This is a genomic window from Desulfuromonas sp. TF (genome assembly GCF_000472285.1).
In the GTDB taxonomy this organism is placed as follows: domain Bacteria; phylum Desulfobacterota; class Desulfuromonadia; order Desulfuromonadales; family ATBO01; genus ATBO01.
Genome location: NZ_KI421421.1, coordinates 710,727 through 729,518 on the forward strand (window position 1 = coordinate 710,727; position 18,792 = coordinate 729,518).

Annotated in this window: 20 protein-coding genes; 16 read left to right on the forward strand and 4 right to left on the reverse strand. The window is 56.0% G+C overall.

Annotated features, from left to right (window positions below; genetic code table 11):
* The first annotated feature begins 160 nt into the window (after window positions 1–160).
* From DTF_RS0114740 to tpx, 14 genes are all read left to right on the forward strand, one after another.
* Complete coding sequence (locus DTF_RS0114740) at window positions 161–1,183, forward strand: integron integrase (RefSeq protein ID WP_081702989.1); 1,023 nt, start codon at window positions 161–163, stop codon at window positions 1,181–1,183.
* Between the two features lie 167 nt (window positions 1,184–1,350).
* The gene (locus tag DTF_RS0114745; RefSeq protein ID WP_027715939.1) at window positions 1,351–1,902 is read left to right on the forward strand and encodes a hypothetical protein; all 552 of its coding nucleotides are present in this window, start codon (window positions 1,351–1,353) and stop codon (window positions 1,900–1,902) included.
* Between the two features lie 120 nt (window positions 1,903–2,022).
* A complete protein-coding gene (locus tag DTF_RS0114750) occupies window positions 2,023–2,610 on the forward strand; it encodes a hypothetical protein (RefSeq protein WP_027715940.1) in 588 nt (195 codons plus the stop codon).
* 531 nt (window positions 2,611–3,141) lie between these two features.
* Window positions 3,142–3,483: a hypothetical protein gene (locus DTF_RS0114760; RefSeq protein WP_027715942.1), complete on the forward strand. Its 342-nt coding sequence runs from the start codon at window positions 3,142–3,144 to the stop codon at window positions 3,481–3,483.
* A gap of 178 nt (window positions 3,484–3,661) precedes the next feature.
* Window positions 3,662–4,027, forward strand: a complete 366-nt coding sequence (locus DTF_RS26650; RefSeq protein ID WP_155890832.1) for a hypothetical protein — start codon at window positions 3,662–3,664, stop codon at window positions 4,025–4,027.
* Window positions 4,028–4,525: 498 nt separating this feature from the next.
* Window positions 4,526–5,014 carry a nuclear transport factor 2 family protein gene (locus DTF_RS0114770; protein ID WP_027715944.1) on the forward strand — a complete coding sequence of 163 codons (489 nt, stop codon included), beginning with the start codon at window positions 4,526–4,528 and terminating at the stop codon, window positions 5,012–5,014.
* Between the two features lie 47 nt (window positions 5,015–5,061).
* On the forward strand, window positions 5,062–5,448 hold the full coding sequence (locus DTF_RS0114775; protein WP_027715945.1) for a DUF488 domain-containing protein: 387 nt from the start codon (window positions 5,062–5,064) through the stop codon (window positions 5,446–5,448).
* Window positions 5,449–5,678: 230 nt separating this feature from the next.
* Entirely contained in the window at window positions 5,679–7,097 is a 1,419-nt protein-coding gene (locus tag DTF_RS0114780) for an aldehyde dehydrogenase family protein (protein WP_027715946.1), read from the forward strand.
* A gap of 99 nt (window positions 7,098–7,196) precedes the next feature.
* Entirely contained in the window at window positions 7,197–7,838 is a 642-nt protein-coding gene (locus DTF_RS0114785; protein WP_027715947.1) for a DUF2238 domain-containing protein, read from the forward strand.
* 86 nt (window positions 7,839–7,924) lie between these two features.
* Entirely contained in the window at window positions 7,925–8,746 is an 822-nt protein-coding gene (locus DTF_RS0114790; protein ID WP_027715948.1) for a DUF2889 domain-containing protein, read from the forward strand.
* A gap of 72 nt (window positions 8,747–8,818) precedes the next feature.
* Window positions 8,819–9,061: a thioredoxin family protein gene (locus DTF_RS0114795; protein WP_027715949.1), complete on the forward strand. Its 243-nt coding sequence runs from the start codon at window positions 8,819–8,821 to the stop codon at window positions 9,059–9,061.
* 39 nt (window positions 9,062–9,100) lie between these two features.
* The gene (locus DTF_RS0114800; protein ID WP_027715950.1) at window positions 9,101–10,825 is read left to right on the forward strand and encodes a radical SAM protein; all 1,725 of its coding nucleotides are present in this window, start codon (window positions 9,101–9,103) and stop codon (window positions 10,823–10,825) included.
* A 177-nt stretch (window positions 10,826–11,002) separates the two neighbouring features.
* Complete coding sequence (locus DTF_RS0114805) at window positions 11,003–11,749, forward strand: PilZ domain-containing protein (RefSeq protein ID WP_027715951.1); 747 nt, start codon at window positions 11,003–11,005, stop codon at window positions 11,747–11,749.
* A 149-nt stretch (window positions 11,750–11,898) separates the two neighbouring features.
* On the forward strand, window positions 11,899–12,417 hold the full coding sequence (gene tpx, locus DTF_RS0114810; RefSeq protein WP_027715952.1) for a thiol peroxidase: 519 nt from the start codon (window positions 11,899–11,901) through the stop codon (window positions 12,415–12,417).
* Between the two features lie 63 nt (window positions 12,418–12,480).
* Here tpx and DTF_RS0114815 read toward each other — a convergent pair whose 3' ends face one another.
* Window positions 12,481–12,666: a hypothetical protein gene (locus tag DTF_RS0114815; protein ID WP_027715953.1), complete on the reverse strand. Its 186-nt coding sequence runs from the start codon at window positions 12,664–12,666 to the stop codon at window positions 12,481–12,483.
* 150 nt (window positions 12,667–12,816) lie between these two features.
* Between DTF_RS0114815 and DTF_RS0114820 the strand changes: the two genes are divergently transcribed.
* Both DTF_RS0114820 and DTF_RS0114825 read left to right on the forward strand, forming a co-directional pair.
* Window positions 12,817–13,269 (forward strand): universal stress protein, encoded by a 453-nt coding sequence (locus tag DTF_RS0114820; protein WP_027715954.1) that lies wholly within the window; start codon window positions 12,817–12,819, stop codon window positions 13,267–13,269.
* 92 nt (window positions 13,270–13,361) lie between these two features.
* Window positions 13,362–14,180: a sugar phosphate isomerase/epimerase gene (locus tag DTF_RS0114825; RefSeq protein ID WP_027715955.1), complete on the forward strand. Its 819-nt coding sequence runs from the start codon at window positions 13,362–13,364 to the stop codon at window positions 14,178–14,180.
* Between the two features lie 78 nt (window positions 14,181–14,258).
* On the opposite strand, the gene DTF_RS23745 is transcribed toward DTF_RS0114825, so the two are convergent.
* The 3 genes from DTF_RS23745 to DTF_RS0114840 are packed head-to-tail and all read right to left on the reverse strand — an operon-like array spanning window position 14,259 to window position 18,747.
* Window positions 14,259–15,398 (reverse strand): putative nucleotidyltransferase substrate binding domain-containing protein, encoded by a 1,140-nt coding sequence (locus DTF_RS23745; protein WP_051361331.1) that lies wholly within the window; start codon window positions 15,396–15,398, stop codon window positions 14,259–14,261.
* Window positions 15,395–18,559 (reverse strand): ATP-binding protein, encoded by a 3,165-nt coding sequence (locus tag DTF_RS23750; protein ID WP_051361332.1) that lies wholly within the window; start codon window positions 18,557–18,559, stop codon window positions 15,395–15,397. Before DTF_RS23750 ends, DTF_RS23745 begins: the two co-directional genes overlap by 4 nt.
* Entirely contained in the window at window positions 18,556–18,747 is a 192-nt protein-coding gene (locus DTF_RS0114840; RefSeq protein WP_035057143.1) for a hypothetical protein, read from the reverse strand. Before DTF_RS0114840 ends, DTF_RS23750 begins: the two co-directional genes overlap by 4 nt.
* Between the last annotated feature and the right edge of the window lie 45 nt (window positions 18,748–18,792).

Below are 18,792 nucleotides of genomic sequence, written 5' to 3' on the forward strand. Positions count from 1 at the left end.
GAGCTTGACAAAAGGAGGTAAAAGGTTTTCAATGAGCGAACTTGCTTTGATGCATTGACTTCTCGGGAGGGACCCGATGGAGGGTGGAAAAGAAAGAAATTGAGTTAAGCCGCCGAACCGGCCTTGAGCCGGTGGGTGGCTTTTTGTTTTTGGAGGGGGGATGGACGAATTGGTCAAGCATGGCAATAGAGAGGAGGGTCGTAAAACTCCGGTTCAGGGGGCCGGCGGCCCAAAGCTGCTCGACCGCCTGAGGGAGTCGTTGCGCACCCGACACTACAGCCGCAGGACCGAGGAGGCCTACTCCCACTGGGTCAAGCGGTTCATTTACTTCCATGGCGTGCGTCACCCGAAGGAAATGGCGGAGCCGGAGATCAACGCGTTTCTGACCCACCTGGCGGTAAAGGGACAAGTCAGCGCCTCGACCCAGAACCAAGCGCTATGCGCTTTGCTGTACCTTTACAAATACGTTATCGGCAGGGAAGTCGGAGAGTTTGGAGATGTCGTTCGCGCTAGAAAGCCGAAGCGGTTGCCAGTCGTTTTGACACGTGAAGAGATTAAAGTCGTCCTCGGACATCTAGCGGGTGACAAGTGGCTCATGGCCAGTTTGATGTACGGGACCGGATTGCGATTGATGGAGTGCCTGCGGTTGAGAGTGCAGGATATCGATTTTCGACAGAGCGAGATCACCATCCGGGATGGTAAAGGTGGCAAGGACCGACGGACGATGTTGCCCCAAACTTTATCGGCACCGGTTCAGGCTCACCTTCTCAAGGTGAAAAAAACGCATGAACAGGATTTATCCCATGGCTGGGGACAGGCAAGCATGCCCGAGGCGTTAGGGCGAAAATACCCTAATGCCTCTACAGAGTGGCGCTGGCAGTGGGTATTCCCTCAGGAAAATCGATGGAAAAACCTGAAAACTGGAGAAGAGGGCCGACACCATGCTGATGAATCCATTTTGCAGAAGGCATTCAAAAGGGCGGTAAACCAAGCGGGCCTCGTCAAGAGAGCCAGTTGCCATACACTGCGGCATTCATTTGCTACACATCTGCTGGAAAATGGGCATGATATCCGAACTGTTCAGGAACTGCTTGGACACAAGGATGTTCGAACAACTATGATTTACACTCATGTGCTCAATCGGGGAGGACAGGGAGTGCCCAGCCCGATCGACTCTCTATAGAGCAACGTAACGAGATTTATTTGGAAACCGGATAAAATTCCGGTCCACTTGTAAATAGCCGAAAATCGATATATTTTTAATTTTCTGAATGAATTTTATCCGGAAGGAAAATTGAATTTCGGATCTATCTGGAAACCATATAAACAATAGTTAGCTGCTGAGGGAAGATGAAAATACCCATTTCCCATTACTTGCGGTTCTGGATCATAAACTCAGCAATGGCCTTCGGTACTGGCTTTGTGATGGGTATGATGTTCGATCGGTTTTTATTTTTTCTACTCCCGCCTATCACATTCCCCTTCGTATTTGCTCTCATTTACCAGTTCTTCGTTTTGTCCTACTTCTTTGGGGGCCGCAGGGGGGCATTCGAGTATTCATACCTTGAAAGATCCGCCGAAAGGGACCCAGCCTTAAGGGCAGACTTCAAGGAGGTTAAAAATGAATACAAACTTGGGGATCCAAAAACAGCTAATTTGAAGCTAAATGAGATCACAGAGAAAGCCCCGAACCACTTCGTAGCACGCTTCAAGTATGCCATTTCGTGTGAGAAGCTTGGACAAACCCAAGAGGCAATTGTCTCCTATGAAGCGGCAGCTGACCTCTCGGAAGTTGATTCAAAGATTCTGCACGAGTATGTCCTTACGCAGATCGACCGCGTCAGAAGAAAAGGGCCGTCAACCAAAACGACAGCACCTGGTTTGCAGTATGTGATCTATTGACCAAGCGCAGCTAACCCTCGCATGCAGCGGGCGGCGTGACAGCAGTGGTCCTCGAAAAATTTCTACATGACTGAAGGGTCGCTAGCCGCCGCTGATGCAAATCCGTTAAACGGAGGGAAAATGTCACAGCTCCTAGCTGCGGTCGTAGGCGGATTTTTAGCTGCAGGGACGGGTTGGTTCCTACAGTGGCGGCTTGAGGCGTCGCGGCTCAAACTAACCAAATCGCTGCTAGTCACCGGCATAGTCGACGACCTCAAATCGTCGGTAAGTTTGTACGAGCGCCTAATCGATGAATGGGAGAAAAGTGGGACCATTTGGTTCACTACCCTAAACGAATTACGCGAATCGCGGCAGATCTATCTCAAGAACCGCGACTGGTTGGTTTTAGTCAAAGCCGAGGATCTTCGGCAGCGGGTTTTCAAGTATTACCACCGAAGCTCAGATCACATAAATCTTCTTGAAAATCAGCAAAGTCGTAAGTACGTGATCCAGCAAAAGCTGAATGAGATCATTCGCGATATCAAGCTGCGGCAGGAAGGGGTCACTCATAAGCAGGCTCTCGAGCAGGCGGTCAATGCAATGCAAGCTGAAGACCAGGAGCTGGTCGGAATAAATGAGTTAATCCCTCAAAATATTCAGAAGGTGCGTGACTATAGAGATGAGGCTAAGGAATTGGTCACGGCCCTTCAGAAGGAACGTTCCGTTTAACAAGTCGCTCCATCCGACCGCAAAACCGCTGCGCGCTTTTGCGACGGCTGAGCTTTATCGTTAGGTAATTACATTGAATAATAAGCCAACTACAATCATCATTATCAATATTGTACTATTCCTGCTTTACTTGAAATTTGGAACAATGGCATTTTGGGTCATTGCAGCGTTGGGAGTTTCATCCATCATCTTTATAGTATTTGTAACGCTAATTTTGCAGGTATTTTTCCACGAATTTTATGAAATAAAATTTTGCCATGTCATAACAAAAATAACGGGAACAAGTTTTGACATGCCAATTTTGACAGAAAACCAAAGAAAAAAATGTAAGAAAGGCATTTTTCTCATAGTTATAATTATCTTCGCATTGATTTTTATATATATTCCAAGGTTTATATAGCAGAAATATAATCATTACCTAACCATGTAATCAAGCGGACGGTTGGGGCATGAGCAATAATTTTGAATAGTTCGGTGGTGTTCGTAAGGTCGCGTCGCCGCCGCTTATCTCCACCGTTAGCAAGTCGAATTATGAAAGCAATAAAATTCATATCAATATTCACCTGCGGGTTCTTACTGGGGGCCTTTGTCGTCTTCAAACTTTTGGCGATAAAAGACGTAGACATAACTTCCCTTCCCTACATGAATGAAACGGTAATCCTTGAAGAAGGTGTCCGCGTCGAACAGAACGGCAATGCCATTCAACTGCCAAAAGGCATTGAGATGAATTTAGTCTATCGCATGCCTGAAGGGTTGGAATTTTACAGCATACCGATTCATTTCGATTATTCGAATGAACCAAATATCGACTACGTTTCAAAGAAAGAACACAAGACAAGTTATTTCTACGGACCAAAAGAAATTGAAAAATAAGAGGCCTTGCTAACAAGCAAATCAAGCGGATGGAAAATAGCTGGGTGCTTCTCGAAAAGCAAAATCAAATTGCGGTAGTAGGCCGAACTTTCGCGTCGCCACCGCTTATCGCGAACCGTTAGGCGTCGAAAAGATAATACGGTCATCATTAACGACTCAGTCGAAAGGGAATTATGACATGGCAAAGTTCTTAATTTTAACAGTGTCAATTATCATAATGTCCGCATGCTCACCGACACCCAAGGCGATGAGACTTGACGCACCAGTTTCTGTTTATACAAGCAATAAAGAACCAAAAGACATTGCTATTTGTATAACTGAAAAATGGGAGAATACTCGGGTTATTGGCGGTAGCCTAGACGTCGATTTTCACCCAACAGAAAACGGATACTGCATTACCCAAAAAATATCCGGGAAATTATATTATTTGGCAGACATCGAAAATTCTCAAAATGGTAGTTTAACAAAACTATATAAATGGAACATGGTTATGTCCATCGGCGAAAATACTTCTATTGTCGGTGTCGCAGAGTGCCAACTTTAATAAGAAAAACGCCTAACACTTATCAAGGGGTAGACTCCACCGCGCACGAGAAAGAATAACTCCTTCCGCTCTTTGACAAGCGACTGAATCCTCGAAAGACCTGCCGATTCCGACTTGGGATTTTTTCCTGGTTGCAGACGAATTCTGCACCAAACACTTATCGAGGCTCTTTTGTGCGGGGCTCTTTCGAGTCCTCCCGCCGCCTGGAATCACGCGCGTGCCCTTATGTCGGCCCAGTCAAAAGGTCGGGGTGCGAGAGACTTCCTCGCCCTGCAGTTAGGTGCACTTTCTGTCGACCTCTCAACTTCCGTACCCGTAGAGATACCGTCGATCTGGGGGAAGCGGTCCATGATGGGCAACAGTGTATCCGCCAAGTTCTGCGATGATAATGGGGTTAAGAGGCTTCAGTTAACAGGGGCGGAAGCCTGGTAAATGGCACCCCCTGTTATATCCTCTAAGAGTAAGGTGGCGACCTGAACCCAGCAGGGAGAGTCAACGATGAAGAAACAGCTTATCTTTGTCACGATTGTTGTGTTTTCAGTTGTCGGTGTAATTTCCGAGAGTCCGGCGTTTGCCGCGGAAAAGGACATAGAAGGAGTGCGTGCAGCGGCAGAGCAATTCTACTCTGCTCTCAATGTGATGTTTACCGGTGAATTGCTGCCAATGAAAGAGGTATGGTCGCATAAGGATGATGTGACTTATATGGGCCCTGGAGGTGGCTTTCGTCTCGGCTGGAAGGACGTATTGGCCGACTGGGAGACACAAGCAGACTTGAAACTTGGTGGCAAGGTAGAGCCAAAGGACATGCGGATCACGGTGGGGCGTGACCTTGCGATTGTCAGCAACTATGAGATAGGTCACAACGTGACGGCAGATGGAAAGGTTCAGAAAGTTACTATTCGCGCGACAAATCTTTTTCGTAACGAGAATGGGAAATGGAAAATGATCGGCCATCACACGGATATACTTCCCTTTCTGCAGGAGTGACCGCTGTGCCGGAAACTGGTTAACAAATCGCCAAACCGGAGAAGAAAATGACCATAAGGATCGTGAGATTGGGTGCTCCCAGGGAAGAAGGCGAAGGGCTGCGGATAGGAACGGTGAGACGGCCTCCCCGTGGAGTGAGAAAGGAAGACTACTCCGCAAAGGACATCTATGACGTCTGGTTTCCGAATCTGTCTCCCAGCGAGGCCTTGGTGAAGGAAGCTCAGGCGGCCGGTGATGAGACGTCATGGAAAGCATTCCAAAGGAAGTTCCTGGCGGAGCTGAAGGCTCCGGGGACGAGCAGGGACCTGGATTTGCTGGCGGCCCTGTCTCATCAGACAAATATGTCGATAGGCTGCTATTGCGAGGATGAGTCCCGTTGCCATCGGTCAATGTTGAGAGAGCTTCTCGTTCAGAGAGGAGCTGACGTCAAATAAGGATTGCTCAGTTATCACCCTAGGCGTTGGTGCGCAGTCGCTGTTCCAGGCGCTCAACGCGAAGGTCGTAGAATTAATGAGTCGAATACGAACGTCCATGCCGTCACCCACTCCGCTCATGGCCATCCCCTGGCTTCTGGTCTACTCCGCCGTCCTCATCTGGTCCGCTATCGGACCGAAAGCATTCCACAGACCCTGCTTAGTACATATTCATCGCCATGGAGGTGCCGATGCAGAATCGCGACAAGTTGTACATTAACGGCCAATGGGTTGAATCCACGGGGAAGGATTTCATCGACGTCGTCAATGCGTCGACAGAGGAGGTGATGGGGCGCATCCCCGCGGGCACGTCGGAGGATGTGGACGCCGCCGTGGCTGCGGCGCGCAGCGCCTTCGAGGGGTGGGAGGCCACCCCGGTCGAGGAGCGGGCGGCGGCCCTCACAAGGCTGCACCGGGGGCTGACCGAGCGCGGAGAGGAGATTGCCGTCACCATCACCGGTGAGGTGGGCATGCCCCTGAAACTCTCCCGGCGGGTCCAGGCGGGGCTGCCGTCGGCGGTCATGGAGAGCTACGCCCGTCTCCTCAAAGATTTCTCCTTCGAGGAGCGCGTCGGCAACTCCCTAGTGGTGCGCGAGCCCGTCGGGGTCGTCGGGTGCATCACCCCCTGGAACTATCCCCTCAACCAGGTGGTGGCGAAGGTGGCCCCGGCCCTGGCCGCCGGCTGCACGGTGGTGCTCAAGCCGAGCGAGGTGGCCCCTCTCACGGCTTTTATCCTTGCCGAGATCGTCGACGGGGCCGGCCTGCCGCCCGGGGTCTTCAACCTGGTCACCGGCACCGGCCCGGTGGCGGGCGAGGCCCTGGCACGCCATCCCGAAGTGGACATGATCTCATTCACCGGTTCGACCCGGGCCGGCCGGAGAATCTCGGAACTGGCGGCCCCTACGGTGAAGCGACTGGCGCTGGAACTGGGGGGGAAGTCGGCCGCGGTCATTCTGGAGGACGCCGACCTTGCGGCCGCGGTCAAGGGGACCGTGAACTCCTGCTTCCTCAACTCCGGACAGACCTGCTCGGCCCACACCCGGATGCTGGTCCCCGAAAGCCGCTACGAGGAGGCGGCCCGGCTGGCGGTGGAGACGGCCAGCTCCTTCACCCCGGGCGATCCCGGCGACGAGCGGACCCGCCTCGGGCCGCTGATCTCCGAGGTGCAGCGGGAGCGGGTACGGACCTACATCCGCCAGGGGACCGCGGAAGGGGCGGCGCTGCTCCTCGGCGGCCCCGAGCCCCCCGAGGGCCTGGAGAAGGGCTACTATGTGCGGCCCACCGTGTTCGGCCGGGTCGCTCCCGGGATGACCATCGCCCGGGAGGAGATTTTCGGCCCGGTCCTTGTCATTCTCACCTATCGGGACGAGGACGAGGCGGTGCGCATCGCCAACGACACCACCTACGGACTGGCCGGGGCCGTCTGGTCAGGGGACGAGGAGAGGGCCATGCACGTGGCCAGAAGGTTGCGGGCGGGTCAGATCGACATCAACGGCGGCCGCTTCAACCTCCTGGCCCCCTTCGGCGGCTACAAGCAGTCGGGATACGGCCGGGAGATGGGCCGGTTCGGCCTCGAGGAATTTCTCGAGGTCAAGGCAATCCAGCAATAAATTCGAGATCAAGATTCTGAAGGGTCTCAAAGACCGGATTTCGCGGCAGATAACCCAAGCAAAGGGGCGGGGAACATCATCCTCAATAGAATTAAGCCCATGCAATCACGTCTCCCATCCATGGTCCTCCCGTGGCTCCTGATCTACTTCGCCGTCCTCCTCTGGTCCGCCATCGGGCCGAAGGACCGGTTCACCTGGTTCCTCGAGGTCCTGCCGGCGCTGATCGGCCTGGCGGTGCTGGCGGCGACCTGGAGGCGTTTTCGTCTGACCCCTCTGGCCTACCTGCTGATCCTGATCCACTGCCTGATCCTGATGGTGGGCGGACATTATACCTACGCCGAGGTCCCGCTGTTCGACTGGCTGCGAGATGCGGCGGGCGGGGCGCGGAACAACTACGACAAGCTCGGGCATTTCGCCCAGGGATTCGTTCCGGCCATGATCGCCAGGGAGCTTCTGCTGCGGCTGGAGGTGGTGAAGGGTAGGAGATGGATGAACTTTCTCGTGGCCTGCATCTGCCTCGCCCTGAGCGCCTTCTATGAGCTTATCGAGTGGTGGGTGGCACTGGCGTCAGGAGAGGGGGCGGAGGCCTTCCTGGGAACGCAGGGCTATATCTGGGACACCCAGTCCGACATGGCCCTCGCCCTGGCCGGGGCGATCCTGGCGCTGGCGCTGTTGAGTAGGCTGCATGACCGGCAGCTGGCACCCCTGCCCACTCCGTCCCGTCCTCATTTCAATCCTTGATCCGTCCCTGCAAAGCCGTCATACTGCGAGATAAAACGGAGACCATAATAAGATCGAGCGGACCTTAACGAAGAGGTGCAGCTACTATGAAATGTCTATTCAGGCGAAACTGGCATACCTCCGTCCGCCGGGGCGACGATGACGTGCTTGAAAGTGAAACCAGCTATCTGGATACGGACAGGGAATCCGTTGCGCGCCTTCGGGTCGGGGTGTCCGATTTTGTCATCCGGGACGCCGAATGGGAAGAACAGAGGCCGGTGCCCGAGGGAAGGAAAGTTCACCCCGTTCCGATGCTGACGGGAAAGGATGCGTATTTCAACGCGGGGCCGGCGTTGCGGGAGCTGACCGCGGTCACGGACGATCCTCTGCTCGCGCCTCTGTTTGCCGAGACGGTCAAGGGGATCATTCAGGCGGAGACTTTTATCTGGAAAGAGCGCGGCTACTCTTCGGCCGAGGAGTATGAGCAGAGCTGGGAGGAGTCTTACAAAGGCAGCTGCCGCTATTACAGCAACCTGGACCGCCTGACCCAGACCTGGTTTGAACATGTAGGAGAAACCACGCGCGAAGGGAATCTGTTTGTCCGCTTCAAGACCCAGACCCTCTACTCCCAAGGGAATGACACCTTCCTCCTGGTCGGAAACTTCAGCGATTCCTTTCACCAGGTATCGGTCGCCCTGACCCTTGACCGGGAGATGGAAGTGAAGAAGGCCGAAGGCAACCTGCTCAGGGCCCCCGATGCAGTCTGCAAGGAATCCGCTGTTTTCATGGAGGAACTCGTGGGACTCAATCTGAAAGGCATGACTAAAAAGGAGCTTGCAAACGTCCTCGGCAGAGAGCAGGGATGTGTCCATGTGATCGATCTGACCTATGATGTGGCCCAGGTTCTCCATTATTGTGCCGAGCTCTGATGACTGCCCGTGCATCACACCCCCTGGTGCTGATACAATGGAAAAAATACGGAATCTTTCGTGAGGTCGACCATGAAGATTGAGGTTCTCGGCGACGAGTGCAAAAAATGCCGGATTCTCTATGACAACGTCCTGCGGGCGGTGGCTGAAAGCGGCGAACAGATGGAGGTCGTGCGGACCAACGATCCCGAGGTCCTGGCAGTTTACGGAGTCCACTCCCTTCCCGGGCTGGCGATCGACGGAACCCTGCAGTCCTCCGGGAAGTTTCTCTCGGTGGAGCAGATCAGGGATCTGCTTGAACGGGAGCCTTCCTGAATTTGAATGCGCGACAACTTCCCGAGGCGATCGACATCCATGTCCCGCAAGCTCATCGATAAGGCCCGCCGTCGCCTGGAAGGCGAGACCGGCTGCCGGTCCAATCCCTGGGGCGGACGTCTGTCCGTGGCCCTGCTCTATCCCAACACCTATCACCAGGCCATGAGCAACCTGGGATTCCTCTCGATCTACCACCACATCAACAGCCGCGAGGATGCCCTGTGCGAACGCTTCTTCCTCCCCGATCCCGAGGATCTGGCGGAGCATCGAAAGACCGGGTACCCTCTCTTCTCTCTAGAATCGGGGCGTCACCTGACCGATTTCGACGTCATCGCCTTTTCGATTTCCTTCGAAAACGACTATATCCATCTGCCCACCATTTTCGAGTTGAGCCGCCTCCCTCTTTATGCCGAGGATCGCGCCGACCGCTTCCCCCTCCTGCTGTGCGGCGGAGTCTGCGCTTTTCTCAACCCCGAGCCGCTGGCGCCGATCATGGACGTCTTCGCCATAGGGGAGGGGGAGGTCCTCCTTCCGGCCTTCTTTGAGGCCATGGCGCTGGAAAAAGCCGGCGGGACGGATCTGCTCCGCCGTCTTTCCGCCGTCCCCGGTCTGTACGTCCCTTCTCTGTACCGGGTCGATTACAACGAGGACGGCACCGTCAGGAAATATACGGCGGAGACGGGGGTTCCCGAGCGGGTTCGCCGCCAGTGGCTGGCTGATCTGAACAGCGCCGAGACCCGTTCCTTCATCCTGACGGAGGAGACGGAGTTCTCCGATATGGCCCTCACGGAGATCTCCCGGGGCTGCTCCCGCGGATGCCGCTTCTGCGCCGCCGGTTTCCTTTACCTGCCGCCCCGGGAGCGAAACCTGGAGCATCTGATCGATCAGGTGGACCAGGGTCTTTGCCACCGTGAAAAAGTGGGTCTGGTGGGTGCAGCCATCTCCGATTATTCGCACATCGGGGAACTGGAAGGGGAAATCCTTGCGCGGGGGGGAAAGGTCTCGGTGGCCAGCCTGCGCATCGATTCCCTCACCCTGCCGGAGGTGGAGGCTCTGCGCGACTCCGGCCACCGCACCGTGGCGCTGGCGCCCGAGGCGGGAAGCCAGCGAATGCGGAACCAGGTCAACAAGAACCTCACCGAAGATGAAATCCTCCGCGCCGTGCGGCTGCTGGCGGAAAACGGGATCCCCAACCTGAAGCTCTATTTCCTGATCGGACTGCCCGGTGAGGAGGAAGAGGACATCGCCGAGATGCTGGAGCTGACCGGCCGCATTCGTGAGATCTGGGTGGAGGCAGGAAAAAAACAGGGCCGGCTGGGGAGCATTACGCTGTCGGTGAACCCTTTTATTCCCAAGCCTTCGACCCCCCTGCAGTGGGCGCCCATGGAGGGAGGGAAAAGTCTCGAACGGAAAATGAAAGTCCTGCGCTCCGCCGTGGCGAGACTCCCCAACACCGAGGTGATCTTCGAATCTCCGCGCGCCGCCACCGTGCAGGCCTTTCTTTCCCGGGGGGATCGCCGGACCGCGCGGGCGCTGCCGCACCTTGCTTCGGGCAAAAATCTGAAAGCCGCTTGCCGCGAGACCGGCCTGGATGCGGAGTTTTACGTGACCCGCGAACGAGGAGAAGACGAGGTTTTTCCCTGGGAGATCCTGGACAGCGGGGTGGACCGGGAGTACCTGTGGCAGGAATTTCAGCGGGGATTGCAGGGGAAACTCACCCCCCGCTGCATGCAGGGCTGCCAGCGCTGCGGAGTATGCGGATAAGCGAGCAGGATAGAGAAAGAAAAATCAGACCAGCGGGCTTATAATCCTTGCTCATCATTGGAAATGAACAGTTTGCAGAAACGCGAAGACGGTATTCGGTTTGAAATATTGTGATTTGTCCTTGACTCTCACCCTGGCGATGTTTAAATAGTTCTAATTATCAATGGGACGACCTCCATGGAAAAGCCGCTGATCACGATCGTGGATGAAAACGAGGCTTTGATTAAACTCCAAGCCGTTTTGCCGCCTCTTGGTTTCCGGGTCCGCATGTTCTTAAAACTGTCCGATTTCATGTCCGCCCCGGAGAAGACATCGTCCGAAGCGATTATTCTCGACGGCCGATCGGCTGAAGCATTGATCCTTTTAACTGAATCGGGGAGATTACTGTCCTGTATCGAAAATCGTCCGGTGATCATAATTTCGGAAGCAGGAAATATGAAAATTTATCAAAATTTCCCCAGTAAATACTTTGAACTCCCTTATGTTCTTCCGATGCTTTTCCGCTTTTTTCAGGAGAACCTACCAGTTTTCAGGCGTGAGCATATGCGTTTGAAGACCAGTCTTCCTGGAATCTATTGTCATGGGGAAGGCTGCCACGTTGCCGAGATCATGAGTCTTGGCACCGGTGGAGCGTTTATTAAAACCGGATGGCACCAACTTGAAAATAATGATCTGGTCAGAATCGGCATCCCGCTTCTGGGAATGAATAAAGAGTTGGAGATCGAAGGCCGCGTCGTTTACCTTATCGAACCCAACGAGGAGAACAAGTATCTGCAGGGAGTCGGCGTTTGCTTTACTCGACCTGAAACAGAGACAGTCTGTTACGTGGAGGATTATATCCGGTATTTCCTTCAAGAGGAACTCCTTAAAGTCGATAGAGCCTGCGTCAATCCTGCCCTGAATTTTTTATCCCTCCCCATCTAAACTGCTTCCCAGATGGGCAGTTTGGGCCCTGAAGTTCTGCCGGAGCTGCGGTGCCTATCCCTCTTCTTTTTGCCGTTTCCCTTGACATGCCCCTCTCTCGGGCTAGACTTATGTCCGGTCCGACAATCTTTGCTCAAGGAGGATAGTGCATGACAGAAGAAAGAACCGGCATAATCACCTTCAAGGGAAACCCCATGACCCTTCTGGGCCCGGACGTAAAGCCGGGCGATTCGGCCCCCGATTTCCGGGTGGTGAACACCGACCTGCAGCCCGTCGGCCTGGCCGATTCCAAGGGGAAGATAAGTCTCGTCGCGGTGGTCCCCTCCCTCGACACGGGAGTGTGCGATACCATGACCCGTAAATTCAACGAACAGACGGCCCGCCTTCCGGACGAAGTCGTCGTTTACACCGTCAGCATGGATCTTCCTTTCGCTCAGAAGCGCTGGTGCGGCAATGCCGGAATAGAAAAGGTAAAGACTCTGTCCGACTATCAGGACCGCTCGTTCGGTTTGAACTACGGCGTTCTGATCAAGGAGCTGAAGCTGCTGGCCCGCTCGGTATTCGTCATCGGTAAAGACGGCAAAGTGGCGTACCGGGAGATCGTGCGCGAGGTGACCGATGAGCCGGATTATGAGTCGGCTCTGGCGGCTACGAAAAAGCTGCTGTAGCATGTGTCGTTTCCAATTGAAAAAGCCCCCGCTGTCTGGCGGGGGCTTTTTCAATTGATGCGCCTATTTATCGTCCCGCCGAAACAGGTTGGTGAAGCTGAAGGACTTCTTCAGGTCCTGACGGGTCTTGTCGAGCCGCCTGTAAGTATCGAAGCCCTGACGAAGTATCCTTCCGGCTCGCCGGGTCCCGAAGATCAGAATCAGAATCAGGACGAGGATGCCTATTTCCATATAGCCGAAGCCGAACATGCCGTCTCTCCCGTAATACGTGTTCAACCAAGATGCCGTATCGGCATCGAAAAATCAAAGGCTTTTTCAGAAATGCCGCTGCGAACCGACCGTTGACAGTACCTTTTGTTTCCGTTAGATTGATTCAGCCCTGCAGGTGAATGAGGTCTTATGCTGATATTCAGTAAGAAGATACTGGTGGCCATCGATGGATCGCCCCAGTCCGATAAGGCAGCCGAGGAGGCGGTTCGAATGGCGGCCGCCTCCGGCAAGCGTTTCAAAAGCAAGGTGTTTGCCGTACTGGTTCTACCCAGCATGCCGGCGCCTTCATTCACCGATTTCTTTCCTTCTCCTCCGGCCACCGAGCGACCCGATTGGGAAGAGAAGCGCCAGCGGATCTTTTACGTGATTGAAAAGGCCGCCGCCGAGGCCGATGTTCTGCTGGAGAGCGTGGTGGTTTACGGTGACGCCGCTGAGGAGATCATGGCCTTTGCCGAGAGCGAGGAGGTCGACGTCATCGTCATCGGCTCCTCCGGTTCCGGGCGTATCAAGCGGACGTTGATGGGAAGCGTCTCGACCAAGGTCGCCTTGCACGCCAGTCAATCGGTCTACATCGTCCGCTGATTCCCTTTTCGACCTTATCCAGCCATCCAAAGCGTGCATGCGGGGGAAATCGTCGTGTATTCAATTTTTTCCGGTCAGGATTGAGTGGGACAATGCTGTTCTCCGTTTCCACCGGTACGCTCTTTATCTTTCCGCTCCCGAAGATCTTCGAGATGGCGGCAGAAGCTGGATTCGACGGCCTGGAGCTGATCATCAACCAGGATTTCGAGCATGTCGATTCGCGGAAATTGGTGGGAGAACTTTCCAGAATCCTGCCTATCCTCTCCATCCATGCCCCATTCATGTTCCTGGACGGCTGGGGGAGCCCGGTCGACTCCCTCAAAAAGTCCGTGGAGCTGGCCGCCGACGCCGGGATTCCGTTGGTCAATTTTCATCCTCCCTCCTGGGCCAAGTTCGAATTTGGTTTCTGGCGCTGGATGTATCGAATCCAGGACTTTCAGAAAGAGGTAGGAGGAGGGGAGGTGCTTCTTACCCTGGAAAATATGCCCTGGGAGGGGAGTCTCAAAATCAACGAGAATATTCTTTCCCGAAGCGAGAAGATGGTCCAATTCATCACCGAGAGGAACCTCTACCAGACTTTTGATTGTACCCACGCGGGGTCGGGGAAGACCAGTTTTATCAGTGACTTCTATCTTTTTTACAGCAGTGGCCGGGTCAGGAACATCCACTTCTCCGATTACAGCCACGGCCGGCAGCACCTCCTCCCTGGCCGTGGCAGTCTCCCCCTGACACGTTTCCTGAACCACCTCAGTGCCGTCGGGTACGGCGAAACCCTCACCCTTGAGCTACTCCCCAACGAATTTCCCAAAGACGAGCGGATCATCGTCGAGAGCCTTAAGGAAATTCTTCAGTATCTGCGGCGGGAAACTGCCCTCCCACCCCCTGCTGATTCTCCCGTCGAATCCCGCTGACCACTCCTGAGCATCTTCAGGGCGGCCAATGTGCTTACCTCCTCTTTCCGAGGTGTCTGGAATACCGGAACGAAAGACTTATGTCGATATAAGGTTGAGTTGGTAACGGTTGTTCATGGTCCGCAGGAAGGGAGTGACCCCTTTGAGTGCTTGACGGAACTGGCGCCGCTCATCATCGGTCATGTCCAGCGGGTCGACATGGTTTGTGAGTTTATCGTTCGCGGCCAGTTCTCGCAGTTGCCACTGCAGACGAAATTGGACCAGGAAGGTGAAGGCTTTTTCTATCGTTTCAAGGTCGTCAGGGGCTAGAACTCCCAGCCTTCCAAGAAGTTCCAGCTTTTCCCAGGTGCTCCCGCCGATGAAGCCGGCTTCGAGGGCAAGGACGCTCGTGCCAACGGTAATGGCAAAGATACCGGCTTTCTTGAGGTCGACTTTTCCCGCGTGTTCGCCTCTGCGCTCGACTCTGATGCGTCCGAACATGGAGAGTGGCGGCGGGAAGCGCAAGGCATGGAGCGCCATGTAGGTCAAAAATAAGGAGGAGTGCCGGACTGCGGCGAGGATGTGGCCGTGTAATTGTTTTTCCATGGCTTTTTCGCCGTGGAGAGCGCGAAGGCCCTGAAACATGCCGAAATTGAGTGTGTTCTCTGGGGTGGGGGCAGCGATCCATTGGTCGAGAAGCCGCTTCCATTCGGAGAGGCTGTGGCGCCACTGGAGATTGCTGGCCATGATGTTGCCGGGGCAGCGGGGGACGCCGATTTCTTCGAGGGCATCGACGAACCGAGTTGCGAAGCGCTCAATGTCGGGGAGTTTGTCCTCCGGCAGGTCGTCGACGAAGACGATGGCGCTGTCCTGGTCGGTGCGCAGGACCTGATCGCCACGCCCTTCACTGCCGAGGGCGAGGAAGGTGGCCCCCTCGGGGAGGCGAATACCCTCGGTGCTTTCCAGCAGGGCAATGAGGCGTAAGGTGATGGCGTCGTTAAGTCGAGAGATTTTCGGCACCAGGGTTTTTAGGTCGGTGCCCGGGCGGCTGGCGATCCTTACCAGATCGAGCATCCTGACCCCGAGCCCCCGCAGGGCGTCGATGGATGGGGCTGTCTCAATCTCCCGAAAGAGAGTGAAGAGAAGCGGGGTGCAAGAGCCGACGGCGCCATCCGGGTCCCGACCGGCTGTCCGCCGTGCAGAATTGCCCGGTTTATCAACTTTGCTGTCACCGGTCATGCGGCCCCTCGGGCGAGGGGGATGGTGAAGGAAAACACCGCGCCGCCTCCCACCTCGCTTTCGACCCAGATCTTCCCTCCCATCTTTTCGACGATCTCCCGGGAGATCGTCAGCCCCAGCCCGGTGCCGAGCGGATGGGATTTCTGCGGGTCCCGTGCCTGCTGAAAGCGCTCGAAAACCTGCTCCAGTCGGTCTGTGGAAATCCCCGGACCTTCATCCGCTACGCTGATCAGGGCAAAATCATCCTGTTGCCGGCCGCTCAGCCGGATCGTCCCTCCCTCCGGGGAGAATTTCACGGCGTTGGAGAGGAGATTTGTCAGCACCTGGTGGAGCCAATCCGCGTCGGCATAAACGGGTGGGAGGCCGGCTGCGACTTCGCCGCTCGCTCTGATGTTCTTTTCGGCGAAGAGCGGGTGAGTGGTGCCGAGTGCCCTGGAGAAGACCGGCTCAAGTTCCATCGGTTCTAGATGCAGGTCCAGGCGGCCGGCTTCGATCTTTGAAAGATCGAGAAGGTCATTGATCATTCGGGTGAGCCGCTCCGCCTCGTTATTGATGACGCTCACGAACTTCCTGCGTTTTTCCACGTCGTCCACATCGTAGCGCAGCAGAATCTCGGAAAAGGAACGGATCGAGGTTAGCGGGGTCCGCAGTTCGTGGCTCACCGTGGAGAGGAAATCGCTCTTGAGACGGTCCAGTTCGCGGAGCCGGGCGTTGGCCTTCTCGAGTTCGGCCGTGCGCCGTGCCACCTTTTCTTCCATTGCATGGCTGTAGGCTTGAACCTCGGTGTAGAGCTGGGCATTGACTGCCGCCATCGCCAGTTGATTGGCCAGAGCCGCAAACAGCTCGATGAACTCATCGGTGAAGTGCATGGGACCGCGGGTGGCATAGGCGGTGAGCACTCCGATCACCCGCCCCTCATAGGTCATCGGTGCGTGGATGAATGCGCTCACCGGCACATCCTTGACCAGCTTGGAGAAGAGCAGGGGCTTGTCGATCTCACGGGTGTCCCCCACCACCACCGGTCGAGCATCCAGGAAACACATGCCGAAATAGGTCTCCCTGGAGGGGACCATCGCTGACTCCGCCACGTAACCCGAGATGAGGCCTACGTGGCTGCGGATCCTCAAAGTTCCGTCCTCATCCAGCAGCCTTACCGCCAGGTGCTCGAAGCCGAACTCCCGCTTGATCAGGAGCAGCACCTCCTGCAGCAGGGTGTCGATATCGAGGCTTCGAGACAGGGCGTGCGAGGCCTCGTGGAGAACCACTAACTCCCGAAGTCGTCGCTCCAGGGCATCCCGGCTCTCGGCCAGGGTCTTGGAAACGCCGCCGAAGACGTCCAGGATTTCCACAGCGCGTTCCCTGGGCCAGGCCAGAGTGCCGTTGATGATCATGCGAGCCGACTGAGCACCGAGGGCGCTGGCCAGACAACGCTCTGTCGCTTCGAGGAGCAGTTGGGGGGAGGCGCGCTCGGGAAGAGCCTCCAGCACATCCCGGGCCGTCCGGACACCCACGAAGCGCGCCAGAAGTCCTTCCATGTCCGCCCTGGTGGCCCAGGCCGCGGGCAACTCGGAACGCGAGGCCTCCTGTGCAAGCTTTGCGGTCAGGAAGCTGAAGAAGAAATAGGCCCCTACATTGAATACCATGCTCCAGATCAGGGCGTGGCTCCAGTTGTCGAAACCCTGCAGCCCGAAGAGTTCCCGCGGCTTCAGCAGTTCTATTCCCCACGGGCCATCCGTCAGGATCGACGCGCTTGCCCATCCCGAATCGACGAAACTGGGCAGAAGCAAGGTATAAGCCCATATAGCGAATCCGGCCACCAGCCCGGCGAGGGCCCCGATCCGGGTTCCACCTTTCCAGTACAGGCCGAGAAGGACGGCGGGCGCGAACTGGATTACGGCAGAGAAGGACAATAACCCTGTGGCGACCAGAGTGTGCGACTCTCCCATCCACCGCTTGAAGGCGTAACCCAGGAGAATGATGCCGAAGATGACGGCCCGCTTGGTGTTCAAAAGAGGACGGGCGAGATCCAACTTCCCTAAATTGCGGAAGGCAGGGAAGATTTTCCCCAGGAGTCCAACCCCGAAATGGTGAAGTATCATTGTCGACAGAGCGACCGAGGCAACGATAACCATGCCGGTTGCGGCGGAGAATCCTCCCAGGAAGGCGAGAAACGCCAGATCGGTATGGCCCCGCAACAGCGGCAGGGAAATCATGTAGAAATCGGGGTCCAGATCTCCCCCGTACAGGCGCCCGACCAGGGCCACGGGAAGGACGAGAAGGTTGATAAGGAGCAGGTAGGCCGGAAATGCCCACGATGCCGTCCGCAGGTGGCTCTCCCGAACGTTCTCGACCGCCAGCATATGAAACTGGCGGGGCAAAAGGATGACGGCTGACGCCGAGAGCACGCTCAAAGAGACCCAGGCGGAAAAGGACGTCCCGGAAACCTCCCCCATCAGGAAGAGACGAGAGAGGGCGGGGTCGGCCTGGGCCCTTTCGAAAACCTGGGTCAGCCCGCCGCCGATGCCGAAGGTAATATAGAAGCCGAGCACCAGGAAGGCCACCAGCTTCACCGCGCTCTCGAATGCTATCGCAGCGACCATTCCCTCGTGCCGCTCGGTGGCAACCAGGCTCCTCGCCCCGAAGAGCCCGGCGAAAATGGACAGGCCGAGGGCCGCCCAGAAGGACGCATCATCCAGAATCCCCGAGACCACGGCTCTTCCTGTAAGAAAGTCGAAGGTATGACCGATGGCCTTGAGTTGGAGGGCGATATACGGAGTGATGCCGATCACCATCATGGTGGTGGCCAAGGCGCCCAGTGCCCAGCCCTTGCCGTACAGGATTTCGAGGAGGTCCGGCAGGCTGGTGACACCTTCCGCCCGGCAGAAGGAGACCAGGCGCTTGAGCAGGGAGGGCCCCAGAAGAAAGACCAGGGTTGGGCCCAGATAAATGGGAAGGAATCCCAGCCCGGTGGTGGCGGCCTGCCCCACGCTGCCGTAAAAAGTCCAGGAGGTACAGTAGACGGCCAGGGAAAAACTGTACACCCACGGGTTGTCGACCGGGCTGCGCCCCTCTTCCCTCGCCTTGTCCGTGGCGTAGGCGATGGCGAACAGGCCGAGAAGGTAGCCAAGCCCGAGGAATGCGACCCAGAAGGGCTGGCTCATGGTTCATCTCCGCGAGACAGCAGCCAGCCGGCCAGCACGAGCGCCCCCCAGGCCGTAAACAGGTAAAGGGGAAGGACCGGAATCCCCAGGAGTGCACCCGGCCGGTTAAAGGCCCCCAGCAAAGGAGGGTACAGGGCCACGACTCCCATGACAAACAAGGCGGCGAGTCGACGCGAGGGCATATCCATCCTGCATACTCCTTGCTCTAAAGTGATTCCCAGGCTGATACAGCC

Bases quoted from the DNA above. Each gene is read 5' to 3' on its own strand.
- DTF_RS0114785 (WP_027715947.1), top strand. From the start codon at position 7,197: ATGCAATCACGTCTCCCATCCATGGTCCTCCCGTGGCTCCTGATCTAC.
- DTF_RS0114775 (WP_027715945.1), top strand. From the start codon at position 5,062: ATGACCATAAGGATCGTGAGATTGGGTGCTCCCAGGGAAGAAGGCGAA.
- DTF_RS0114750 (WP_027715940.1), top strand. From the start codon at position 2,023: ATGTCACAGCTCCTAGCTGCGGTCGTAGGCGGATTTTTAGCTGCAGGG.
- DTF_RS0114760 (WP_027715942.1), top strand. From the start codon at position 3,142: ATGAAAGCAATAAAATTCATATCAATATTCACCTGCGGGTTCTTACTG.
- DTF_RS0114795 (WP_027715949.1), top strand. From the start codon at position 8,819: ATGAAGATTGAGGTTCTCGGCGACGAGTGCAAAAAATGCCGGATTCTC.
- DTF_RS0114770 (WP_027715944.1), top strand. From the start codon at position 4,526: ATGAAGAAACAGCTTATCTTTGTCACGATTGTTGTGTTTTCAGTTGTC.
- DTF_RS23750 (WP_051361332.1), bottom strand. From the start codon at position 18,559: ATGAGCCAGCCCTTCTGGGTCGCATTCCTCGGGCTTGGCTACCTTCTC.
- DTF_RS0114820 (WP_027715954.1), top strand. From the start codon at position 12,817: ATGCTGATATTCAGTAAGAAGATACTGGTGGCCATCGATGGATCGCCC.
- DTF_RS0114800 (WP_027715950.1), top strand. From the start codon at position 9,101: ATGTCCCGCAAGCTCATCGATAAGGCCCGCCGTCGCCTGGAAGGCGAG.
- DTF_RS0114840 (WP_035057143.1), bottom strand. From the start codon at position 18,747: ATGGATATGCCCTCGCGTCGACTCGCCGCCTTGTTTGTCATGGGAGTC.
- DTF_RS26650 (WP_155890832.1), top strand. From the start codon at position 3,662: ATGGCAAAGTTCTTAATTTTAACAGTGTCAATTATCATAATGTCCGCA.
- DTF_RS0114805 (WP_027715951.1), top strand. From the start codon at position 11,003: ATGGAAAAGCCGCTGATCACGATCGTGGATGAAAACGAGGCTTTGATT.
- DTF_RS23745 (WP_051361331.1), bottom strand. From the start codon at position 15,398: ATGACCGGTGACAGCAAAGTTGATAAACCGGGCAATTCTGCACGGCGG.
- DTF_RS0114815 (WP_027715953.1), bottom strand. From the start codon at position 12,666: ATGTTCGGCTTCGGCTATATGGAAATAGGCATCCTCGTCCTGATTCTG.
- DTF_RS0114745 (WP_027715939.1), top strand. From the start codon at position 1,351: ATGAAAATACCCATTTCCCATTACTTGCGGTTCTGGATCATAAACTCA.
- DTF_RS0114825 (WP_027715955.1), top strand. From the start codon at position 13,362: ATGCTGTTCTCCGTTTCCACCGGTACGCTCTTTATCTTTCCGCTCCCG.
- DTF_RS0114740 (WP_081702989.1), top strand. From the start codon at position 161: ATGGACGAATTGGTCAAGCATGGCAATAGAGAGGAGGGTCGTAAAACT.
- tpx (WP_027715952.1), top strand. From the start codon at position 11,899: ATGACAGAAGAAAGAACCGGCATAATCACCTTCAAGGGAAACCCCATG.
- DTF_RS0114780 (WP_027715946.1), top strand. From the start codon at position 5,679: ATGCAGAATCGCGACAAGTTGTACATTAACGGCCAATGGGTTGAATCC.
- DTF_RS0114790 (WP_027715948.1), top strand. From the start codon at position 7,925: ATGAAATGTCTATTCAGGCGAAACTGGCATACCTCCGTCCGCCGGGGC.